This window comes from Duganella sp. Dugasp78, assembly GCF_059491455.1.
In genome coordinates, this window is sequence record NZ_CP168506.1 from 139,650 (window position 1) to 159,398 (window position 19,749).

Below are 19,749 nucleotides of genomic sequence, written 5' to 3' on the forward strand. Positions count from 1 at the left end.
ATCGTTTCGGGGGGCGCACTTCAGGATTCGAAGAAGGCCAGCACATCGTCCTTGCGCGCTTGCGTGTCGCGCTGTCCGAGGCGGATCAACTCGCAAGTATATGTCGATTCGAACAACAGGTACGACGCGAGCGCGGCGCCGCGGGTTTCGGTGGCGCCTATCCCCGAGAGCATGGTGCGTATCGGCGCCGGCAGACTGGCGATGTGGCGGCTGGCGATATCGTCGAGCCGTTCGGACGGCGCGATCACCAGCAGCTGCACCGGCTTGAGCGGCGTCTTCTCCAGCAGCTCCGGCGGCAGCATGGACAGCGTCTTGTTGATGCGCTCCAGCCGCTCGATGTCGACCGCCAGGCTGTCGAGGAAGATCGACGACATGGCATGGCCGGCGATCTGCGCCAGGCTGGGATAGCGGGCCGCGCTCTTTTCGGCGGCGCTGCGGGCCGGCTCGGTCAGGCGTCCGGCGCCGACCACCAGCACCTTGCTGGCGCCGAGGTGGATGGCCGGCGAGATCGGCGCCAGCTGGCGCATCGAACCGTCGCCGCAGTATTCGCGGTGGCCCCCCATGTACAGCGGCGTGGCCGGGAAGATGAACGGGATGGCCGATGACGCCAGCAGATGCTCGACGCCGATCTGGTCCTGCAGGGCCACGCGCTGCATGCGTATCCACGGCGCGATGTCGGCGGCGGTCTGGTAGAAGGTCAGGTGGTTGCCGGCGGTGTAGGACGAGGCGGTGACGGCCAGCGCGTGCAGCAGGCCTTCGGACAGCACCGTGTCCAGGCGCGGCAAGTCCAGCATGCGGTGCAGCAGGCTGACCAGCGGCGTATTGTCCAGCAGCGAGGCGGGCGGCGCGGCGCGCCATTTGCGCAGCAGCCAGCCGAACGACAGCAGCGACAGCCAGCGCGCGCCGGAGCGGATCACGCCCAGCGAATCGGCGCGGTAGACCTGTTCGACCTCGATCTCCTGCCAGACGTCGAGCAGCTTCTGCACGCCCTCGCCGAAGTTATCGGCGCGGCAGGCCAGCGCGGTGGCGTTGATGGCGCCGGCCGAGGTGCCGCAGATGATCTCGAACGGATTGCGCGCGGGGGGCCAGCCCGCTTCCCACAGTATCTCCGAGATTGCCTGCAACACACCGACCTGGTAGGCGGCGCGGGCGCCACCGCCCGTCAGGATCAATCCTGTTTTCTTTTGAATTCCCATACGACAAGGTTAGCAGGGTCTGCCGGATTTGGGGAGGCGCCGGGGTCAGTTTAGAGCCATTAGTCGCCTAATACGACACCTTCGCGACGGGGATCGGCGCCGCCGAACCACTCCTCCTTGCCGTTGACCGTGCGGCGCTGGATGCCCTGCAAGCCGGAGTTGAGTTCGAACTCGCGCACCTGGTGGCCGCGCGCCTTGAGCTGCTCGATCACGGCCGGCGACACGCGTCCCGCTTCCAGTTCGGTCGGGCCGTTGCGGCTGCCGAAGTTGGGCAGGCTGATGGCCTGCTGCACGTCCAGCTTCCAGTCCAGCGTGCCGACCAGCACCTTGGCCACGTAGTTGATGATGGTCGAGCCGCCCGGCGAGCCGGTGGCCAGCACCAGCTTGTGCGTGACCTTGTCGAACACCAGCGTCGGCGACATGGCGCTGCGCGGGCGCTTGCCGGCCTGCACGCGGTTGGCGATCGGGCCGTTCTCGTCCTGCGAATCGAAGGAGAAGTCGGTCAGCTGGTTGTTCAGCATGAAGCCGTCGACCATCTGGCGCGCGCCGAAGGCGTCTTCCACCGAGGTGGTCATCGACAGCCCGCCGCCGTAGGCGTCCACCGCCACCAGGTGCGAGGTGGATGGCTTGTCGATGGCGGTATCGGCGCCCCACGCGACCTGCACCGACGCCGGCGTGCCGTAGTTGGCGCGGCCCATGGATTTATCGCCGATCAGCGCCGCGCGCTGCTTCAGGTAGGCCTTGTCCAGCAGCGCGGCCACGCCCTTGCCGGGCAGCGGCACGAAGTCGGTGTCGGCCAGGTAGCGGTTGCGGTCCGCGTAAGCCAGGCGGCCGGCCTCGGTGAACAGGTGGATGCCTTCGGCGGTCAGCGCGCCGTTGACTGGTTTGTACGGGCTGATGTCCTTCACTTCCAGGATGCCCAGCATCTGCGCGATGGCGATGCCGCCGGACGACGGCGGCGGCGCGCCGCACACGGTCCACGCCTTGTAGTCGCTGCAGATCGGCGTGCGCTCCTTGGCCTGGTAGCCGGCGATGTCGGCGGCGGTCAGCTTGCCGGGATTGGTCGGATGACCGGCCACCTTGGCGGCGATGTCGCGCGCGATGCGGCCCTGGTAGAAGGCGTCGGCGCCGCCGTCGGCGATCTCGCGCAGCGTGCGCGCCAGCTCGGGGTTCTTCAGCAGGTAGCCGACCGGACGCGGTTTGCCGTCCTCGCCGAAGAAGTAGGCCTTGGCGACCGGGTCGCGCGCCAGGTAGCGGTCGTAGCTGAGCAAGGCGTTCAGGCGCGGGCTGACATTGAAGCCGTCTTCGGCCAGCTTGATGGCCGGCGCGAACAGCGCCTTCCATGGCAGCTTGCCGTGCTCCTTGTGCGCCAGCTCCAGCATGCGCAGCACGCCGGGCGCGCCGACCGAGCGGCCGCCGATCACGCCGGTCTCGCGCGAGACGGCCTTGCCGTCCTTGTCCTGGAACAGGTGTTCGTCCGCGGCGGCGGGTGCGGTTTCGCGGCCGTCATAGGATTGCACGCGTTTGCCGTCGGAGTACAGCAGGAAGGAGCCGCCGCCGATGCCGGACGATTGCGGCTCGACCAGCGTCAGCACCAGCTGGGTGGCGATGGCGGCGTCGATGGCGGTGCCGCCCTGCTTGAGCATCTGGTAGCCGGCCTGGGTGGCCAGTGGATTGGCCGCCGCCACCATGAATTTTTGCGCGGACTTGCCGGCTTTCTCGCTGTAGCCGGTGGCGATTTCGGGCGCCACGTCGGCGCCGGTGCGTTGTGCGTAGGCTGGCGCGTGCAGTGCGGCCAGCAGCGGAAGGGACAGCGCGAGGCTCAGCGCCAAAGGCTCGATACGAAACTTGCGGGACATGGACTCTCCAAAATAAGAGGCGCGCGGCCAGGGCCGCGCGCCCGATCACTCTGGCATCCTACACGAAATCGTGTAAATCGTTTACTTCGGCTGCATGCGGATGGCGCCGTCCAGGCGGATGGTTTCGCCGTTCAGCATGGTGTTTTCGATAATGGTCTTGGCCAGGTGGGCGTATTCGTCCGGGCGGCCGAGGCGCGGCGGGAACGGCACCATATTGCCCAGCGCGGTACGTACTTCTTCCGGCATGCCCATCAACATCGGCGTTTCGAAGATGCCTGGGGCGATGGTCATCACGCGGATGGCGCTGCGCGACAGGTCGCGCGCCATCGGCAAGGTCAGGCCGGCCACGGCGGCCTTGGAGGCGGCGTAGGCGGCCTGGCCGATCTGGCCGTCGAAGGCAGCCACCGAGGCGGTGTTGATGATCACGCCGCGTTCGCCGCTGTCGGTGGCGGCGGTCTTGCCCATCGCGTCGGCGGCCAGGCGGGCCATGTTGAAGGTGCCGACCAGGTTGATGTTGACGGTGCGCTGGAACACATCCAGCGGGTGCGGGCCGTCCTTGCCGACGGTCTTGACGGCGGGCGCCACGCCGGCGCAGTTGATCAGGCCGCGCAGCGTGCCCAGCGCGAGGGCGGCGTCGACCACGGCCTTGCCGTCGGCTTCCGAGGTGACGTCGCACTTGACGAAGACGGCCTTGAGTTCGGCGGCCAGCGCCTCGCCCGGTTCCACCTGCACGTCGGCCAGCACCACCTTGCCGCCCTGCGCGACGATCATGCGCGCGGTGGCCGCGCCCAGGCCCGAGGCGCCGCCGGTGACGATGAATACGTTGTTCTGAATTTGCATGTGTGTCCCTATCTGTTTTTATTTGACGTTTACGTTAACGTCACATCGCAATTGTAGCGAATTTTTTATCGGAGATGAGGAAAAGCTGTGCAGGCGGATCCGGCGCAAGGTTGCATCTTCGTCAGCATGTTACGGTTTTCAATCGCGCCTCGAGGGGGAAACCATGAAAAACCAAGCCCATACGCTGGATCCCAGGATCAGCCTCAACTTCTCCATCGCCAAGGTTGTTGCCATATTCATCGTTCTCCTTGGCCATTGGTTTTCGCCGTCAATCCTGTGGATACCGGTCACTGTGGGCCTGTTCATCTTCGCCTTCTCTTCGGGATACTTTACTTCGCGCATCTACGGGCCCAACCTCGACATGCGCCGGTTTTGGAAGAAAAAGCTGGAGCGGCTGGGCATGCGCTACTGGGTCATCATGGGATTTCTTGCCGTCGTGGTCGTGCTCCGGGGAGGAACGCTGCTGCATTGGCACACCCTCGTGCATTTTTTCGGATTGTCGGGTGTGTTGAACTGGCTGGACATCCGCAACCGCAGCGGACTGGGTGCGGGCCTTTGGTTCTTCACGCTGCTGTTGCTGTTTTACCTGCTCTATCCCTTCCTGGCGAAGCTGTGCCGGTCGAAGCAGCGGGCGCTGGCGGTCGCGGCGGGAGCGACCATCGCCGCCGTTTATCTTGAAGACAAATCCCACATCGGCCATGAACTTTGGCTGACATCGCTTGGCTTTATCCTCGGGGTTGCATACGGGGCGCAAGAACCGCGGCTGCGCGCCTGGCTTGCGTCCGTGGTCGCCGCGCTCGGCTGTATGGCCTTGCTGGCGGCAAACCGGGCTGGATTCAACGGCGCCAATACAGCGCTGATCGCCACGACGAGCATCGCCTGCAGCGTCTGGCTGGCAAACGCCACCAACTTCAGCTGGCACGGCTTTGCGCGGCTAGCGGAATTCGAGGTCTATCTCCTGGAAATCTTCTTGATACACACTTACCTGTTTGTGCGCCTCACTCACAATACCTGGCTGGACCTGATCATCTCGACCATGATCATCGTGGCAGCCGCTGTGGGCATCAACCGGACGACGCGCTAGCACTGCAGCCAGACGCCGTTGCGGTTGCAGACTTTGCCGGCAGGAGAGATTGCCGTGCCGGGGCCGGCGTTGTTGATGTGCGTGCCGTTGGCGTCGTTGCAGCCGGTGGGGCCGCAGTTGTTCAGTGCTTTCGGCGCGTTGGGAGGATTGAGCAGGGTCTGCAGCGACGGCGACGGCGGCGCGGCGGGCATCGCGACTTGCGGCGCCTGCTTGACCACCGGCATGCGCTGGATGATCTGTGGGACGGGGCGGCGCGGCATCGGCTTGCGCGCCGGCGCGGTGCGGCAGGGTTCGACCGCCAGCCGCAGGCCGTCGGCGCTCAAGGTGCAGACCGGCAATTTGGCGTATTCACGTAACTCGGGGCTGGCGGAGGCGGCGATCCTGGCAGCGCCCGGTGCCGGCGCCTGGGCGGCGGCCAGCGCGCCCGGCAGCGCCAGCATCAGGCATAGCGCGGTGCGCGGCGTCATGGCGGCGGCACCAAGGTGGCTGTCAGCGCGCGCCATGGCAGCAGGCAGGCGGTGACGTTGGGATAGTAGCCGCGCGGATTGTCGCAGTAGTACAAGCGTGTCGGCGACATTGCCGCGTCGGATGGCGGTAAATACAGCGGCGCATCGGCGTAATAGCCGGGCCGATAGTAGTAACCGTCGTAGTAGGGACCGTAGTAGCCGTAGCGCGGCCAGAACAGCGGCGCACCGATAAAGACGCCGCCGCGGAAGTAGCCGTGGCCGTGGCCGTGATGATAGCCGTGACCACCACCTCCTCCACCGTGGAAATGACCATGACCACCGCCTCCATGGCCGCCTCGCTGCGCCCAGGCATTGGGGCTGACCAGGACTCCCAGCAGGAAGGCCAGCGCCAGCGCCGGTTTCAACATGTTCATGGCATCACCTCGCGTAGTGCTACACCTTTCATTATTAGCAGGTGTAGCACCGGAGGGAAGCACTTGAAACAATTGGTAACGCTTACTTGCCTGGCGGTGGCTGATCGGCCGGCGTGGCCGGTGCGGCCGGCGCCCCCTGCCCCGGCTGTGCACCTTCGGTCATCGGCGCCGACGCCGGCGGTGGTGGCGGCGCGTCGGCCGGTTTCATCATCTCCGCGCCCTGCCCCATCATCCCCGCGCCAGGCGCCGTCATCATGACTGGCGGCGGCGCGACGATCGCGCTCACCGGCGCCGCTACCGTCACCGCCAGCCAGCCCGAGGCGGGCAGCAGCGGCACCAGCAACAGCGCCACGATGTTGATGATCTTGATCAGCGGATTGACGGCCGGGCCGGCCGTATCCTTGTACGGGTCGCCCACGGTGTCGCCGGTCACGGCCGCCTTGTGGGCATCCGAACCCTTGCCGCCGAAGTGGCCGTCCTCGATGTATTTCTTGGCGTTGTCCCAGGCGCCGCCGCCGGTGGTCATCGAGATCGCCACGAACAGGCCGGTGACGATGGTCCCCATCAGCATGCCGCCCAGCGCGGCCGCTCCCAGCAACATGCCGACGATGATGGGCACCACCACCGGCAGCAGCGACGGGATGATCATTTCCTTGATCGCCGACGCGGTCAGCATGTCGACCGCCTTGTCGTACTCCGGCTTGCCGCTGCCGTCCATGATGCCCTTGATGTCGCGGAACTGGCGGCGCACCTCCACCACCACGGCGCCGGCGGCGCGGCCCACGGCCTCCATCGCCATCGCGCCGAACAGGTAGGGAATCAGGCCGCCGATGATCAGGCCGACGATCACCATCGGGTTCGACAGGTCGAAGGTGATGCTCTGGCCGCGCGATTCCAGCGCGTGCGTGTAGTCGGCGAACAGCACCAGCGCGGCCAGGCCGGCCGAGCCGATCGCGTAGCCCTTGGTGACGGCCTTGGTGGTGTTGCCCACCGCGTCCAGCGGATCGGTGATCGCGCGCACCGATTCCGGCATGCCCGACATTTCGGCGATGCCGCCGGCGTTGTCGGTGATTGGACCGTAGGCATCCAGCGCCACGACGATACCGGCCATCGACAGCATCGAGGTGGCGGCGATCGCCACGCCGTACAGCTGGCCCAGCTGGTAGGACACCAGGATCGCCGCGCACACCGCCAGCACCGGATAGGCGGTGGACTTCATCGACACGCCCAGGCCGGCGATGATGTTGGTGCCGTGGCCGGTGGTCGACGCCTCGGCGATATGCTTGACCGGCGCGAAATCGGTGCCGGTGTAGTACTCGGTGATGTAGACCATCAGCCCGGTCAGCACGATGCCGACCACGGTGCAGCCCATCATCTTCATGCGCATGGCCTCGTCCGGCCAGATCTGCCAGGTCACCACGACAAAGCCCAGCAGCGACAGGCCGGCCGCCCACCACAAGCCGGTGTACAGCGCCGACATGATCTTCTTGCCCGGCTTGGCCTTGACCATCGAGCAGCCGATGATGGAAGCGATGATGGACACCGCGCCCAGCAGCAGCGGATAGACGATGGCCGAGGTCGGCGCCGAGGTGATCAGCAAGGCGCCCAGCAGCATGGTGGCGATCAGGGTCACCACATAGGTTTCAAACAGGTCGGCCGCCATGCCGGCGCAATCGCCGACGTTGTCGCCGACGTTATCGGCGATCACCGCCGGGTTGCGCGGATCATCCTCCGGGATGCCCGCCTCCACCTTGCCCACCAAATCCGCGCCCACGTCCGCGCCCTTGGTGAAGATGCCGCCGCCCAGCCGGGCGAAGATCGAGATCAGCGAAGCGCCGAAGGCCAGGCCGATCAGCGGCTTGATCACATCGTGCGGATTGAGCGGCGGGTTGGGCGCGCCCGGCGCCATCCCCGTCAGGAACATATAGAACAGCACCACGCCCAGCAGGCCCAGGCCCACCACCAGCATGCCGGTGATGGCGCCGCCCTTGAAGGCGACGTCGAGCGCCTCGTTCATGCCCTTGGTGGCCGCCTGCGCCGTGCGCACATTGGCGCGCACCGAGACGTTCATGCCGATGAAGCCGCAGGCGCCGGACAGCACCGAGCCGACCAGGAAACCGATGGCGGTCTTCATGTCGAGCAGGCCGGCAATGAGGATGAGCAGCACCACGCCGACGATCGCGATGGTGCGGTACTGGCGCGCCAGATAGGCGGCGGCGCCCTGCTGGATGGCCAGTGCAATTTCTTGCATGCGCGGGTTGCCCGCATCCTGACCCAAAATCCAGCTTCGTGACCATAATCCGTAAATCACGGCGATAACGCCGCACGCAACTGCAAACCAAAGGCTAGCTGCCATAGTGTCCCCTTATTTTTATTGATCGAGCCTACAAACCCACACTTCAGAAAACCAACGCCCGCCGGGTAGGCAAGCGCAGCCAACTAAACCTGCGAACTGCAACACTTCAAAAAACGGGATGGCATCCAGCCTATTTCAGGCGCAAAAAAAGCGGACACTCGGTCCGCTCTACTTTAACGCTTATTCCGCGAGCGCGGCAAACGCGCTGTCGCGAATTTGCTCTACCGGACCGACGCCGACGATGCGGCGATACTTCGGCGCGCCCGGCTGACCGGTTTGCGCCCAGTTGTTGTAGTAGCTCAGCAGCACTTCGGTCTGGTTGTGATAGACGTCCAGGCGCTTCTTGACGGTCTCGGCCTTGTCGTCGTCGCGCTGCACCAGCGGCTCGCCGGTGACATCGTCCTTGCCGTCGACTTTGGGCGGATTGAATTTGACGTGGTAAACGCGACCCGAACCCGGATGGCAACGGCGGCCGTCCATGCGTTCGATGATCGATTCGTCCGGCACGGCGATTTCCAGCACGTAGTCCACCACCACGCCGCTGTCCTTCATCGCATCGGCTTGCGCGACGGTGCGCGGGAAGCCATCGAACAGGTAGCCGTTGGCGCAATCCGGCTCGGCCAGGCGGTCCTTGACCAGACCGATAATGATGTCATCCGATACCAAACCACCTGCATCCATCACCTTCTTGGCCGCCAGGCCCATTTCCGTGCCCGCCTTGATCGCGGCGCGCAGCATGTCGCCGGTGGAGATTTGCGGGATGTTATATTTTTCTTTGATGAAATTAGCCTGGGTGCCCTTGCCGGCTCCTGGTGCTCCTAAAAGAATAAGACGCATGAAAAATTCCTAAAACAGATATGGATGGGTTAGTTGGTATCGGATCGTACGAAACTTACCACAAAACTTCGTCTCAACGCCAATTTGTGACGGCTTAGACCGTTCTTAGCTCCCGAAACCGGGGTATGGAGAGATATTCCGTATGAATATCGCACCGTTGTCTTGGTTATATCAATCGTAACTGACGGCTGCCTGACGCGCCTGTTTGATACAAATCAATAGAACTGCCGGACGCGGACCAGGTCTTCCGGCGTATCCACCCCGGCCGCCGGGGCCGAGTCGGTCACATGGACCGCGATGGGATAACCGTGCCACAGCACGCGCAACTGCTCCAGCGCTTCGATCGATTCCAGTGGCGACACGTCCAGCGCCGGGTAGGCCTGCAGGAAGTCGTTGCGGTAGGCGTACAGTCCGATGTGACGCAACGGTACGTAACCGTCCGGCAGCGTGGATTTAGACTGCGCAAAAGCGTCGCGGTTCCAGGGTATGGTCGCGCGCGAGAAATACAGGGCCCGGCCGGCCTTGTCCAGCACCACCTTGACCACGTTCGGGTTGAAGGCGTCGGCGGCGTCGTGCAGCGGGTGGGCGCAGGTGGACATCGGCACGTCGGCGTTGATGCGGGCGGCGGCGGCCTGCAGCAGCGCCGGGTCGATCAACGGCTCGTCGCCCTGCAGGTTGACCACCACGGCGTCGGCCGGCAGGTTCAGCGCGCGCGCCACTTCGGCGATGCGGTCGGTGCCGGACGGATGGTCGGCGCGGGTCATGCACACTTCCACGCCGTGCTGCACGCAGGCGGCGCGGATGTCTTCATGGTCGGTGGCGACGATGATGCGGCTGGCGCCGGCCAGCTGCGCGCGCTCGGCCACGCGCACCACCATGGGCTTGCCGCCCAGGTCGGCCAACGGCTTGTTCGGCAGCCGGGTCGAGGCCAGGCGGGCCGGAATGATGACGATGAAGGACACCGCTTATTCCGCCTTGTCCTGCAGGGTGCGCGCCTCGTCGGCCCACATGATGGGGATGCCGTCGCGGATAGGATAGGCCAGGCGGTCGCCCTTGCATATCATTTCCTGGGCTTTTTTATCGTACTCCAGGGGGCCTTTGCAGACCGGGCATACCAGGATATCAAGCAATCGAGCGTCCACGACATTTCTCCACAATTTGGTCGGCCAGCGCGCCATCGAGCTGCGCCGTCACCGGGACGACCCATAGTCGCGGGTCGTCTCTGAGTTCTTCAATTTGCGCACATTTTACTGCATCCTTCTCGGTCATCAAGATCAGGTCCGCGTCGAGCGCGGCAAACGGGCGGTCCTGGAAGTCGTGATGGTCGGGCAAAGGCAGCTCCGTGATGCGCAGGCCGGCCGCCTTGAGCATGCCGAAGAAGCGCACCGGATTGCCGATGCCGGCGGCGGCGGCCACGCGCAGGCCAGGCTGCGCGAAGGTGGCCAGCGCACGGCGCTGCGAACGGTCGAGCAGCTGCTCGGCGTGCAGGCCTGTCAGCGTCATCTGGATCGGGCGCTGGCGGAAATCGTTCAACCCCGCACTGCGGCGAACAGGGGTCTGACCCCCTACGGGGTCAGACCCCAGCTCTTCGGGGTGGCTTCGCGGCTCAATCGCGCAGCCGACCGACCGCGCCAGCTCATCGGTCAGCTCGGGCGTGTTGATGACGGTGAAGTCGCGCCGGCGCGAGACCGGTTCCCGCAGCGGACCAGCCGGCAGCAGCCAGCCGTTGCCGGCGCCACGGCCGTCGAACAAGATGATTTCCACGTCGCGCTGCAAGGCGTAGTGCTGCAGGCCGTCGTCGGTCAGCAGGATGTCCACATCGGGATGGGCGGCCAGCAGCGCGCGGCCGGTGGCGGCGCGGTCGCGGCCGACCATGACCGGGCAGCCGGTGCGCTGCCAGATCAGCAACGGCTCATCGCCGACCTGCGCCGGCGTGGACGCGGCGCTGACCGCGCGCGCGTCGTCGCCGACGCCGTCGCTGCCGTGGCCGCGCGAGATCACGCCGGGCTTCATGCCGGCCGCCTGCAGGGCCTGCACCAGCCAGATCGTCAGCGGCGTCTTGCCGGTGCCGCCGATGTAGATATTCCCCACCACCACCACCGGCACCGGCAGCCGCGAGGACTTCAGCACGCCGGCGCGGAACAGGGCCGCCCGCAGGCCGCTGAGCGCGCGGAACAGCAGCGACACCGGCCACAAGGCGCAAGCCAGCGGCCCGCGCCGCAGCCAGTTACGCGTGAGCGTCGTTTCGAGCGCCGACGATTTGGTGGGAGATTGATTGGGCAATTCAGAGCCTTAGCCTACCGCCGTCATTCCCGCGCAGGCGGGAATCCATGCTGAACGTCCGTAGTCGGCGTTCTATGGATTCCCGCTTTCGCGGGAATGACGGGCGATCACATGTTATTTTGCACCGCTGGTCTGCGCGGCGAAGGTCAGCTTTTCGTAGCCTGCGATGCGCGCCGCTTCCATCACGTTGATGACCATCTGGTGCATCGCGAACTGGTCGGCGTTGACGATCACCACCGGCGACTTGCCGCCCGCGCCGCCCTTGTCGGCGGCGTTCTTCATGGCCTGGGCGAAGCCGGCCACGTCATGGAACGACACCGGATCGCCGTTGATCGTGTAATTGCCCTTGGCGTCCACCGTCACGTTCAGCTCGAACGGCTTGTCGGTCGCCTTCTGCGCGTCGGCGGTTGGCAGCGTGATCTGCAGCTCGGTGAACTTGCTGTAGGTGGTGGTCACCATCAGGAAGATCAGGATCACCAGCAGCACGTCGATGAACGGGATCAGGTTGATCTCAGGGTCTTCACGGTGCCGGCCTTTGCGAAAGTTCATGCGGCGTCCTTACTTGCGCTTGGAGTGCACGACATCGACAAACTTCACCGCCAGCTGTTCCATCTCGATGACGAAGCTGTCCACCAGCGCGCGGAAGTGACGGTAGAAGACCAGCGTCGGCATCGCGATCGCCAGGCCGAAGCCGGTGTTATACAAGGCCACCGAAATACCGTGCGCCAGCTGCGCAGGATTGGCGCCGGTCGCATTCTGCGCGCCGAAAATCTCGATCATGCCGACCACCGTGCCGAACAGTCCCATCAGCGGAGCCAGGGTTGCGATTGTGCCCAGCGTCGTCAGGAAACGTTCCAGCGTGTGCGCCACGCCACTGCCCGCCTCCTCGATCGACTCCTTCATCACATCGCGCGGCGCATCGATATTGCGCAGCGCGGCCGACAGCACCACGCCCAGCGGCGAGCTTTTCTCCAGCTTGTCGATCACGTCCGTCGTGATATTGCCGCCGCGGTAGACCTGCACCACTTCATCGAGCAACTTCTTCGGCAGGATCTTGCTGCGACGCAGATAGAGCAAGCGTTCGATGATCAGCGCTGTCGCGACGATCGAGGCGACCAGCAACAACCAGATAGGCCAACCGGCGGCTTGTAATAAGGCGAGCAAAAGGAACTCCTGTCTAGATAAACACCCGAAGGCGCAATGTATCTTGTTGGGCCGTCCACGGCAAGTGCCCGATGGCTGAGGGAACGTCGCCGCAAGACGGTCATCATACAAGCAACTGAGTTCTGCACATTTTCTGTGGACAATTGTGTGCGCAATGCCCACCTACCCCACCCAAGCCGTTGATTCTAAACGGGATAATTTCAAAGCTTAAAAATGACGCAGTTTCCATGCTCAGGCCCGCTTTTTGCTCAGCAAAAGTTGTGCCCAGTTATGCCCATATTCTGTTGATAAGATTGTGTGCAAGGCACTGCACGATCACTCAAGTCATTGATTTCAATCAAACTTATATCCTTGCGTAAAAATCTGGCATATGGCCTTATCCACACCACAACCATTGCATTTTCACTAATTTCAGCCACCAAAAGTGGCCAACGGCTGAACTTGGCCGAGTTCTGCACAAAAAATGTGGATAAGATTGTTAGCAAGGACTCCGATGGTATACAAAGTCCTTGATTCATAAGGATATTTTTTCCATGCGTAAAAAAACCGCAGGAAAAACCCGACAAAAACGCAGCCTTGCGGCGCTGGTACGCTTGTGGACTTCTGCACACTTAATGTGGATAAGATTGTGAGCAACGCCTCCCACATGGTGAAAGACCGTTGTTTTATAAGGGAATTTTTGCCGTGAGTAAAAATAGTGCAGCCCACGGTTTTCGACCACTTTTCATAGCTAAAACCAAGTTTTCCACCGCCCCTGCCGCGTCCGCGAGCGATAACGCCCGCCTATCGCCTTAAAGCGGGCACTTCTGCACATTTTGTGTGGATAAGATTGTTAGCAAGGCCGGACAGTGCAGTCAAAGCCATTGATTTATATCGCTTTTATTGCCCTGCGCAAAAATGAAGCAGGCGGTTTTTTATCCCCAGGCCGGCCGGCGGCCAAGGCGGACGCCGATCTCACCCTCATTCACCGTCATGCATCGCCTGGGGGCAAGTCCGGAGTTTTGCACATCTTCTGTGGATAAAAGTGTGTGTAATGCCGCACGTCACTACTTAAGTCATTGATTTGTCACAATATACTTGCCTTGCGTAAATTTTGAGCATGATAAAATCAGCAAGAAGAAAATAGCTATCGATCACAAAAGTTTCACACATCTTTTGTGGATAACTTTGTGCGTAACTGCTGGTGGCCAGGGCAAAGTACTTGATCCGTAAGGGTTTTTCCTCTTTGCTCGCAAATACGGCAGAAATGTTTACCCTTTAAAATCATATACCTACCTATAATACCTAGCGCTTTAGATGCTCTGTGACCGCTGTATGACTCAAATCGCAAAGTGTGGATAGTTTCTTTTTTTGAAATGTATGAACCTCGACGACCGTAACGAAAACGCCCCTGCCGCCGCCCCTGTCATGAGTGTCACCGCGCTCAACCAGGCCGTCGCGCGGCTGCTGGAACGCAGCTTCCCGCTCACGTGGATCTCCGGCGAGGTGTCCAACTTCACCAAGGCCAGTTCCGGCCACTGGTACTTCACGCTCAAGGACGACGCGGCCCAGGTACGCGCGGTGATGTTCCGCGGACGCGCCCAATATGCCGGCTTCATTCCGCGCGAAGGCGACAAGGTCGAAGTGCGGGCGCTGGTTACCTTGTACGGCGCGCGCGGCGATTACCAGATCAACGTGGAGGCGATACGCCGCGCCGGGGTCGGCTCGCTGTTTGAAGCCTTCCAGCGGCTCAAGGAAAAACTCGACGCGGCAGGCCTGTTCCACCCGGAGCGCAAGCGCGCCTTGCCGCTGTTCCCGCGCACGGTGGGCATCGTCACCAGTCCGCAGGCCGCCGCATTGCGCGACGTGCTGACCGCGTTGAAACGGCGCGCGCCGCATGTGAACGTGGTGCTGTATCCGACGCCGGTGCAGGGCCAGGGTGCCGGCGACAAGATCGCCGCCGCCATCGATACCGCCTCGCTGCGCAACGATTGCGATGTGCTGATCGTCTGTCGTGGCGGCGGTAGCATCGAGGATCTGTGGTCCTTCAACGAGGAAGATGTGGCCTACGCCGTGGCCAACTGCCGCATGCCGGTGATCTCCGGCGTCGGCCACGAGACCGACTTCACGATCTGCGACTTCGCCGCCGACCTGCGCGCGGCCACGCCCACCGCGGCCGCCGAACTGGCCGTCACGCCGCGCGCGGACTGGATGGCGTCGCTGCGCGCCGATGCGATCGACCTGCGGCGCGCGATGCGGCGCAGCGTCAACGAAGCGACGCAGAACCTGGACAACTACACGCGGCGCCTGCTCAGCCCCGGCGCGCAGATCCGCCAGCAGCGCCTGAAGCTGCTGGCCCTGTCGACCGCCATGACGCATGCGAACCGCGCCCCGCTGTCGCAGGCGCGCTTTCAACTGGACCGTTTAAGCGGCCGGCTCGGCGCGCGCAAGCCGGATGTGACGGCGGCGCGTTCGAAGCTGTCGGACTTGCAGCACCGCGTGACGATGAGCGTCGCCACGCAGCTGGCGCAACGGCGCGACGCGCTGGCGGCCCTGTCCTCGCAGCTGGAGCTGTTGAATCCACAGCGCACGCTGGAACGCGGCTACGCCATCGTCACCGACGACCAGGGCGCCATCGTGCGCGCGCCGGCGCAGCTCAAGCCGCGCAGCACGCTGACCGTGCGCCTGGCGGAAGGCAGCGCCCAAGTCGGCGTGGCATCGGTGCAGCCCTCGCTGGACTAAGCCGGCCGGGTGGCGCCGGCGCTTGCTTGTGTGCCGGTTGCATTTATGATATTTTCTGCGACCGCTTACTGCATCCGATATACATGAAAATATCACCTACCTGGCTGCACCTGCTGGGCGTAGCGCTGCTGCCGCTCACCGCCCACTCGGCAACGGTGGACGTCGACATCAAGCTGCTCTCCGCCGACGCCCTGGAGGTCAGCTTCGCGCTGCCGGAGCATTGCACCGCCCTCGGCTTTCTCAAGGACGGGCGTGGCGGCCAGGAGATCCGCGCCGCATGGCAGAAGCAAAACGATTGCGCCGCGCCGGAAGGCGATCTGCTGAAGAGCGCCGGCGCCTGCACCGCGCGCTTCCGCGTGCCGGCGACGATGCAAAAGATCAGCGGCTATCCCGGCTCCTTCCCCGCGCCCGGCGGCATGTACGTCCACAGCTCCAACTACGCGCTGGCCGACAGCTGCGGCCCGGTGCGCTACCGCTTCGAGGCTGCGGACATCGTCATGGACGGCCACCGCTACCGCGACACGGCCACGCCCAATGCAGCCACCGGCGGCGACACCCCCGCCATGCTGATGCTGACGCCGCAGACCTCGGCCACGCTGGACTACTTCGATCCGCGCCTGTCGGCGGCGACCGTCGCGCAAATCCGCGAGGTGGCCGATGGCACGATCGCCTATCTGAGCAAGCAGCTGCCGCAAGCGCTCTTCACCCGGCCGGTGATTGCCGCCATCGCGGCCAGCGAACCTGGAGGCCCGAATGTCGGCGGCGACGCCGGCAATATCCTGCGGCTGGCGTTGTTCAACTGGCCGCAGGCGCCGGGACCGGAAGAGAAAGCCAAGTTGACGCTGCTGGTCTCGCACGAATTCAGCCACCGCTTCCAGTTGCGCGACGCAGTCGATGTCTATCCCGATTCGCGCCTGATCAACGAAGGCGGCGGCGAGTTCCTGCGCTGGCTCACGTCGGTGCAGCAGGGTTGGCTCACGCGCCCGGAGGCGGCAGCGCAACTGGACAAGGCGCTGGCCGAATGCATGCTGTACACCGAAGGCAAAAGCTGGCGCGCACTGACGCCGCGTCAGATCGGCAGCCTGCGGCTCGAATACCTGTGCGGCCTGCCGGCCTATGTCTACAGCCTGGCGGCGCGCCAGGGCTCCGGCAGCGCGCTGGCGCGCTTCGACCGCTTCTACCATCAGCTGCGCCAGGGCCAGGTGCCCGACTTCGCGCAGGCGCTGGAATGCGGCGACACGCCGGCATGCAAGCCGCAGTTGCTGCCGCAGTTGCTGACCTCCTCCACGACCATGGAACAACAGTGGAACGACGTGCTACCCAAGACCGCGCTGGCGACCTTGCGTCCCCCCAGCCAGGCCTTGAAGGACCGGATGATACTGCGCGCCGTGGTCAAGCTGATGGTCGACGACTGCGCCGGCCGCAGCGGCACCACCGAGACGCCGGAGGGCATCATCCTCGATGGCATGGCAGTCTGCAAATCGATCCACAAGGACAGCTACGCGACCAGCATCGAAGGCCATCCCGTGTTCGGCGACGCCGCCACCGGCCCTGCCATGACCGACGCCTGCGTGGCGCGGCACGAAGTGGCGTTCGGCCTGAAGGACGGCAGCAAGCTGGTCGTGCCCTGCCAGACGCCGTATCAAATGCGCGCGGCGTTCTACGCCATCGATATCGAGAAAGCCTTATCCCAGCTGCTGCACGAATGAGCACCAACCACTCATCTGTCAAACGGTATAGACTATTGGTATTAGCTCCGGGGAGATCATCATGAATGACCAAGTGAAAGAACTCGCGCAGCGCGGCATAGCGCTCTCGACCGAAGATCGTTCGCGGCTCGTTGACCTATTGCTTGAATCGCTCCACGAGTCGCCTATAAACGAGGTAGAGGCGGCTTGGGCTATCGAGATCGAGCGGCGCCTGGCCGCATACGACAGTGGAGAAATACAGAGCGTCACAGGCGAAGACGTTTTTGCCAAAGTGCGTAGCCTTGCGCGGTGATCAAGCTCCGGTTTCTACCCGATGCTGAAGCTGAGCTTCTGAAGGAAGTAGCGTATTTCTCGGCTGCCGGTACTGGCCTCGGTGTCAATTTTTCAACGGGCGGTGGAATCTGCCATCAACATGGCCGTCGCCAATCCTGCTGGTGGAGCCCCTTCAACGGGTGGAACTCGCCGCCGACTTGTAAAAGGTTTTCCATTCAGTGTGGTATATCGGGCGAGTCAGACTGAAATCCTGGTAGTTGCCGTCGTACGTCATCGTAGAAAACCTGGTTACTGGGCCAGTCATATCGAAGGCGACTGACCCTTAGTTCCAGCCTTACGGTTTGAACGTGCGGGCGTCCAGCGCAACGTTGATGCTGGCGGCATCCGCATCCGCGGCGCTGTGCGCCAGCAGCACCTTGTAGCTGCCCTTGGCGATACGCCAGCTCTTGCTGCGGCTGTCGTAGGTCGCCAGCAGGCGCGGATCGACCGTCACGCTGACTTCCCTGCTTTCGCCAGGCGCCAGTTCGACCTTGTCCCAGCCGGCCAGGCGCTTCGGCGCTTCCCACTTCACGCCCTGCGGCGCCACGTACAGCTGCGGCACATCCTTGCCTTTGACCGCACCGGTGTTGGTCACCTTGAAGCGCAGTTGCAGCTTGCCGTCCTTCTGGCTGACGGCCAGGCCGGAATACGCGAAGCGCGTGTACGACAAGCCATGACCAAACGGGAACAGCGGCTTCAGTCCCTTCAGGTCGAACCACTTGTAGCCGACCGCCGCACCTTCGTGATAGTTGACGGCGAAGCGGGTTTTCTCGTCCTTCGGATCGCCATCCAGCACCGGCCGTGGCAACTGGGACGTCGACGCCGGCCAGGTCGCCGGCAAGCGGCCCGACGGATTGACCTCGCCGAACAGCACGCGGGCGATCGCCTCGCCGCCGCTGGTGCCGGCGTACCAGGCCTGCAGCACGGCGGCGCTCTGGTCCAGCCACGGCATCAGCACCGGGCCGCCAGTCTCCAGCACCACCACCGTCTTCGGATTGGCCTTGGCGACTGCGGCGATCAGCGCGTCCTGATTATCCGGCAGCGACAGCGAGACCGCGTCGAGCGCTTCGCCTATCCACTGCTGCGCGAACACCAGCACCACGTCCGCATCGGTGGCCGCGCGCGCTGCGGCTGCGGCATCCAGGCCATCGAGGTAGACCACGCTGGCGCCTGGTGCACGCGCCTGGATCGCCTTCAGCGGCGATGATGGATGGTAGACCACCGGACCGGGCCAGCTGGTCGGCGCGATGCCGGTGACGGCGCTGCCGCCCACCGGATACACCAGCGACGAACCGCCGCCTGCCAGCACGCCCACATCCGCATGCGCGCCGATGACGACGATCTTCTTCGCGCCGGCCTTCAACGGCAGCACGTTGCCGGCGTTCTTCAGCAGCACCATGCCCTGCTCGGCATCGCTGCGGCTGACCAGCGCATGCGCCGCGAAGTCGATCGCGCCGCCCTCCGCCACCGGATGATCGACCACGCCTTTTTCAAACATGGTGCGCAGGATGCGGAACACCATATTGTCCAGGCGCGCCTGCGGCACGTGGCCGTTGGCGACCGCCTCTTCCAGCGCGCCGTCGAAGTAGGCGCTCTTGTCGAACTCCCAGCCCGATTCCTGATCGAGGCCGCTGTTGGCCGCGGCCACCGTGCTGTGCACCGCGCCCCAGTCGGACATGACATAACCTTTGAAACCCCAGTCCTGCTTCAGCACCTGGTTGAGCAGGTAGTCGCTCTCGCAGGCATAGGCGCCGTTCAGGCGATTGTAGGAGCACATGACGGAGCCGGGATCGGACTGCTCCAGCACCAGCTGGAAGGCCAGCAGGTCGGACATGCGGTTGCTGGCATCGTCGATCCGGCTGTCGACGATGAAGCGGCCGGTCTCCTGGTCGTTGACGGCGAAGTGCTTCATGGTCGCGATCACGTGATTGGACTGGATGCCCTTGATCTGCTGCGCCACCATGGTGCTGGCCAGCAGCGGATCTTCACCCGCGTATTCGAAGTTGCGGCCGTTGCGCGGCTCGCGCAGCAGGTTCACGCCGCCGGCCAGCATGACGTTGAAGCCGGAGGCGCGCGCCTCGGCGCCTATCATCGCGCCGCCGCTGTAGGCCAGCTCGCGGTCCCAGGTCGCGGCCGTGGCCAGGCCGGACGGCAGCGAAGTGCGCTCGCGCGGCGCCTTGCCGGCCTGGCTGGCGACGCCCAGGCCAGCGTCGGTCTCGAACAAAGCCGGCAGGCCGAGACGCGGCACGCCGGCGATATAGCCCGCCGATTGAGGCAGCGAGGCCGGATTGCGTTTCTTGTCGGCGAAGTCGGAACCGAACCAGCCCAACACCCAGCCCAGTTTTTCCTGCTGCGTCATCGCCTGCAGCGCCAGCGTCGCGCGCTGGTCGGCGCCAAGCCTGGCGTCCAGCCAGGGGCGGTTGGTCGGAACGGTATCGGCGGCACTGGCCGGCAGCGCCGCGGCTATCGCCAGCGCCATCGCCAGCACACGAAGATTCAAAACAGATT

At 64.1% G+C, this 19,749-nt stretch carries 17 protein-coding genes; 4 read left to right on the forward strand and 13 right to left on the reverse strand.

What is annotated here, in order from left to right; genetic code table 11:
* Positions 1-20 precede the first annotated feature (20 nt).
* From ACEN9O_RS00610 to ACEN9O_RS00620, 3 genes are all read right to left on the reverse strand, one after another.
* Entirely contained in the window at positions 21-1,196 is a 1,176-nt protein-coding gene (locus ACEN9O_RS00610; protein ID WP_495615739.1) for a patatin-like phospholipase family protein, read from the reverse strand.
* A gap of 59 nt (positions 1,197-1,255) precedes the next feature.
* Positions 1,256-3,055: a gamma-glutamyltransferase gene (gene ggt / locus ACEN9O_RS00615; protein ID WP_495615740.1), complete on the reverse strand. Its 1,800-nt coding sequence runs from the start codon at positions 3,053-3,055 to the stop codon at positions 1,256-1,258.
* 81 nt (positions 3,056-3,136) lie between these two features.
* Positions 3,137-3,895, reverse strand: coding sequence for a 3-hydroxyacyl-CoA dehydrogenase (locus ACEN9O_RS00620; protein WP_495615741.1), 759 nt, complete (start codon positions 3,893-3,895; stop codon positions 3,137-3,139).
* 163 nt (positions 3,896-4,058) lie between these two features.
* Here ACEN9O_RS00620 and ACEN9O_RS00625 point away from each other — a divergent pair, with 163 nt between their 5' ends.
* Positions 4,059-4,979: an acyltransferase family protein gene (locus ACEN9O_RS00625; RefSeq protein WP_495615742.1), complete on the forward strand. Its 921-nt coding sequence runs from the start codon at positions 4,059-4,061 to the stop codon at positions 4,977-4,979.
* Here ACEN9O_RS00625 and ACEN9O_RS00630 read toward each other — a convergent pair.
* The 9 genes from ACEN9O_RS00630 to ACEN9O_RS00670 all read right to left on the reverse strand — a co-directional run bounded on the left by ACEN9O_RS00630 (position 4,976) and on the right by ACEN9O_RS00670 (position 12,499).
* Positions 4,976-5,446 (reverse strand): hypothetical protein, encoded by a 471-nt coding sequence (locus ACEN9O_RS00630; protein ID WP_495615743.1) that lies wholly within the window; start codon positions 5,444-5,446, stop codon positions 4,976-4,978. The genes ACEN9O_RS00625 and ACEN9O_RS00630 overlap by 4 nt on opposite strands.
* Complete coding sequence (locus ACEN9O_RS00635; protein ID WP_495615744.1) at positions 5,443-5,859, reverse strand: hypothetical protein; 417 nt, start codon at positions 5,857-5,859, stop codon at positions 5,443-5,445. Before ACEN9O_RS00635 ends, ACEN9O_RS00630 begins: the two co-directional genes overlap by 4 nt.
* A gap of 82 nt (positions 5,860-5,941) precedes the next feature.
* On the reverse strand, positions 5,942-8,215 hold the full coding sequence (locus ACEN9O_RS00640) for a sodium-translocating pyrophosphatase (protein WP_495615745.1): 2,274 nt from the start codon (positions 8,213-8,215) through the stop codon (positions 5,942-5,944).
* A 180-nt stretch (positions 8,216-8,395) separates the two neighbouring features.
* Positions 8,396-9,052: an adenylate kinase gene (gene adk, locus ACEN9O_RS00645; protein ID WP_495615746.1), complete on the reverse strand. Its 657-nt coding sequence runs from the start codon at positions 9,050-9,052 to the stop codon at positions 8,396-8,398.
* A 215-nt stretch (positions 9,053-9,267) separates the two neighbouring features.
* Complete coding sequence (gene kdsB, locus ACEN9O_RS00650) at positions 9,268-10,014, reverse strand: 3-deoxy-manno-octulosonate cytidylyltransferase (RefSeq protein ID WP_495615747.1); 747 nt, start codon at positions 10,012-10,014, stop codon at positions 9,268-9,270.
* A gap of 3 nt (positions 10,015-10,017) precedes the next feature.
* The gene (locus tag ACEN9O_RS00655; protein WP_008446346.1) at positions 10,018-10,194 is read right to left on the reverse strand and encodes a Trm112 family protein; all 177 of its coding nucleotides are present in this window, start codon (positions 10,192-10,194) and stop codon (positions 10,018-10,020) included.
* Positions 10,175-11,335 (reverse strand): tetraacyldisaccharide 4'-kinase, encoded by a 1,161-nt coding sequence (gene lpxK, locus ACEN9O_RS00660; RefSeq protein WP_495615748.1) that lies wholly within the window; start codon positions 11,333-11,335, stop codon positions 10,175-10,177. Before lpxK ends, ACEN9O_RS00655 begins: the two co-directional genes overlap by 20 nt.
* 114 nt (positions 11,336-11,449) lie before the next feature.
* Complete coding sequence (locus ACEN9O_RS00665; RefSeq protein WP_495615749.1) at positions 11,450-11,884, reverse strand: ExbD/TolR family protein; 435 nt, start codon at positions 11,882-11,884, stop codon at positions 11,450-11,452.
* Between the two features lie 9 nt (positions 11,885-11,893).
* The gene (locus ACEN9O_RS00670) at positions 11,894-12,499 is read right to left on the reverse strand and encodes a MotA/TolQ/ExbB proton channel family protein (protein WP_495615750.1); all 606 of its coding nucleotides are present in this window, start codon (positions 12,497-12,499) and stop codon (positions 11,894-11,896) included.
* Between the two features lie 1,359 nt (positions 12,500-13,858).
* Between ACEN9O_RS00670 and xseA the strand changes: the two genes are divergently transcribed.
* The 3 genes from xseA (at position 13,859) to ACEN9O_RS00685 (ending at position 17,221) form a co-directional block, all read left to right on the forward strand.
* Positions 13,859-15,220 (forward strand): exodeoxyribonuclease VII large subunit, encoded by a 1,362-nt coding sequence (xseA, locus tag ACEN9O_RS00675; protein ID WP_495615751.1) that lies wholly within the window; start codon positions 13,859-13,861, stop codon positions 15,218-15,220.
* Positions 15,221-15,303: 83 nt separating this feature from the next.
* Entirely contained in the window at positions 15,304-16,929 is a 1,626-nt protein-coding gene (locus ACEN9O_RS00680) for a hypothetical protein (RefSeq protein ID WP_495615752.1), read from the forward strand.
* Positions 16,930-16,990: 61 nt separating this feature from the next.
* A complete protein-coding gene (locus ACEN9O_RS00685; RefSeq protein ID WP_495615753.1) occupies positions 16,991-17,221 on the forward strand; it encodes an addiction module protein in 231 nt (76 codons plus the stop codon).
* Positions 17,222-17,536: 315 nt separating this feature from the next.
* Here the strand turns inward: ACEN9O_RS00685 and ACEN9O_RS00690 are convergent, their stop codons facing one another.
* Positions 17,537-19,720: a glycoside hydrolase family 3 C-terminal domain-containing protein gene (locus ACEN9O_RS00690; RefSeq protein WP_495618407.1), complete on the reverse strand. Its 2,184-nt coding sequence runs from the start codon at positions 19,718-19,720 to the stop codon at positions 17,537-17,539.
* Positions 19,721-19,749: the final 29 nt, after the last annotated feature.

Coding starts and splice junctions, on each gene's coding strand:
- ACEN9O_RS00630 (WP_495615743.1), bottom strand. CDS start 5,446: ATGACGCCGCGCACCGCGCTATGCCTGATGCTGGCGCTGCCGGGCGCG.
- ACEN9O_RS00635 (WP_495615744.1), bottom strand. CDS start 5,859: ATGAACATGTTGAAACCGGCGCTGGCGCTGGCCTTCCTGCTGGGAGTC.
- ACEN9O_RS00690 (WP_495618407.1), bottom strand. CDS start 19,720: ATGGCGCTGGCGATAGCCGCGGCGCTGCCGGCCAGTGCCGCCGATACC.
- ACEN9O_RS00640 (WP_495615745.1), bottom strand. CDS start 8,215: ATGGCAGCTAGCCTTTGGTTTGCAGTTGCGTGCGGCGTTATCGCCGTG.
- adk (WP_495615746.1), bottom strand. CDS start 9,052: ATGCGTCTTATTCTTTTAGGAGCACCAGGAGCCGGCAAGGGCACCCAG.
- ACEN9O_RS00610 (WP_495615739.1), bottom strand. CDS start 1,196: ATGGGAATTCAAAAGAAAACAGGATTGATCCTGACGGGCGGTGGCGCC.
- ACEN9O_RS00665 (WP_495615749.1), bottom strand. CDS start 11,884: ATGAACTTTCGCAAAGGCCGGCACCGTGAAGACCCTGAGATCAACCTG.
- xseA (WP_495615751.1), top strand. CDS start 13,859: ATGAACCTCGACGACCGTAACGAAAACGCCCCTGCCGCCGCCCCTGTC.
- ggt (WP_495615740.1), bottom strand. CDS start 3,055: ATGTCCCGCAAGTTTCGTATCGAGCCTTTGGCGCTGAGCCTCGCGCTG.
- ACEN9O_RS00620 (WP_495615741.1), bottom strand. CDS start 3,895: ATGCAAATTCAGAACAACGTATTCATCGTCACCGGCGGCGCCTCGGGC.
- ACEN9O_RS00685 (WP_495615753.1), top strand. CDS start 16,991: ATGAATGACCAAGTGAAAGAACTCGCGCAGCGCGGCATAGCGCTCTCG.
- ACEN9O_RS00680 (WP_495615752.1), top strand. CDS start 15,304: ATGAAAATATCACCTACCTGGCTGCACCTGCTGGGCGTAGCGCTGCTG.
- ACEN9O_RS00625 (WP_495615742.1), top strand. CDS start 4,059: ATGAAAAACCAAGCCCATACGCTGGATCCCAGGATCAGCCTCAACTTC.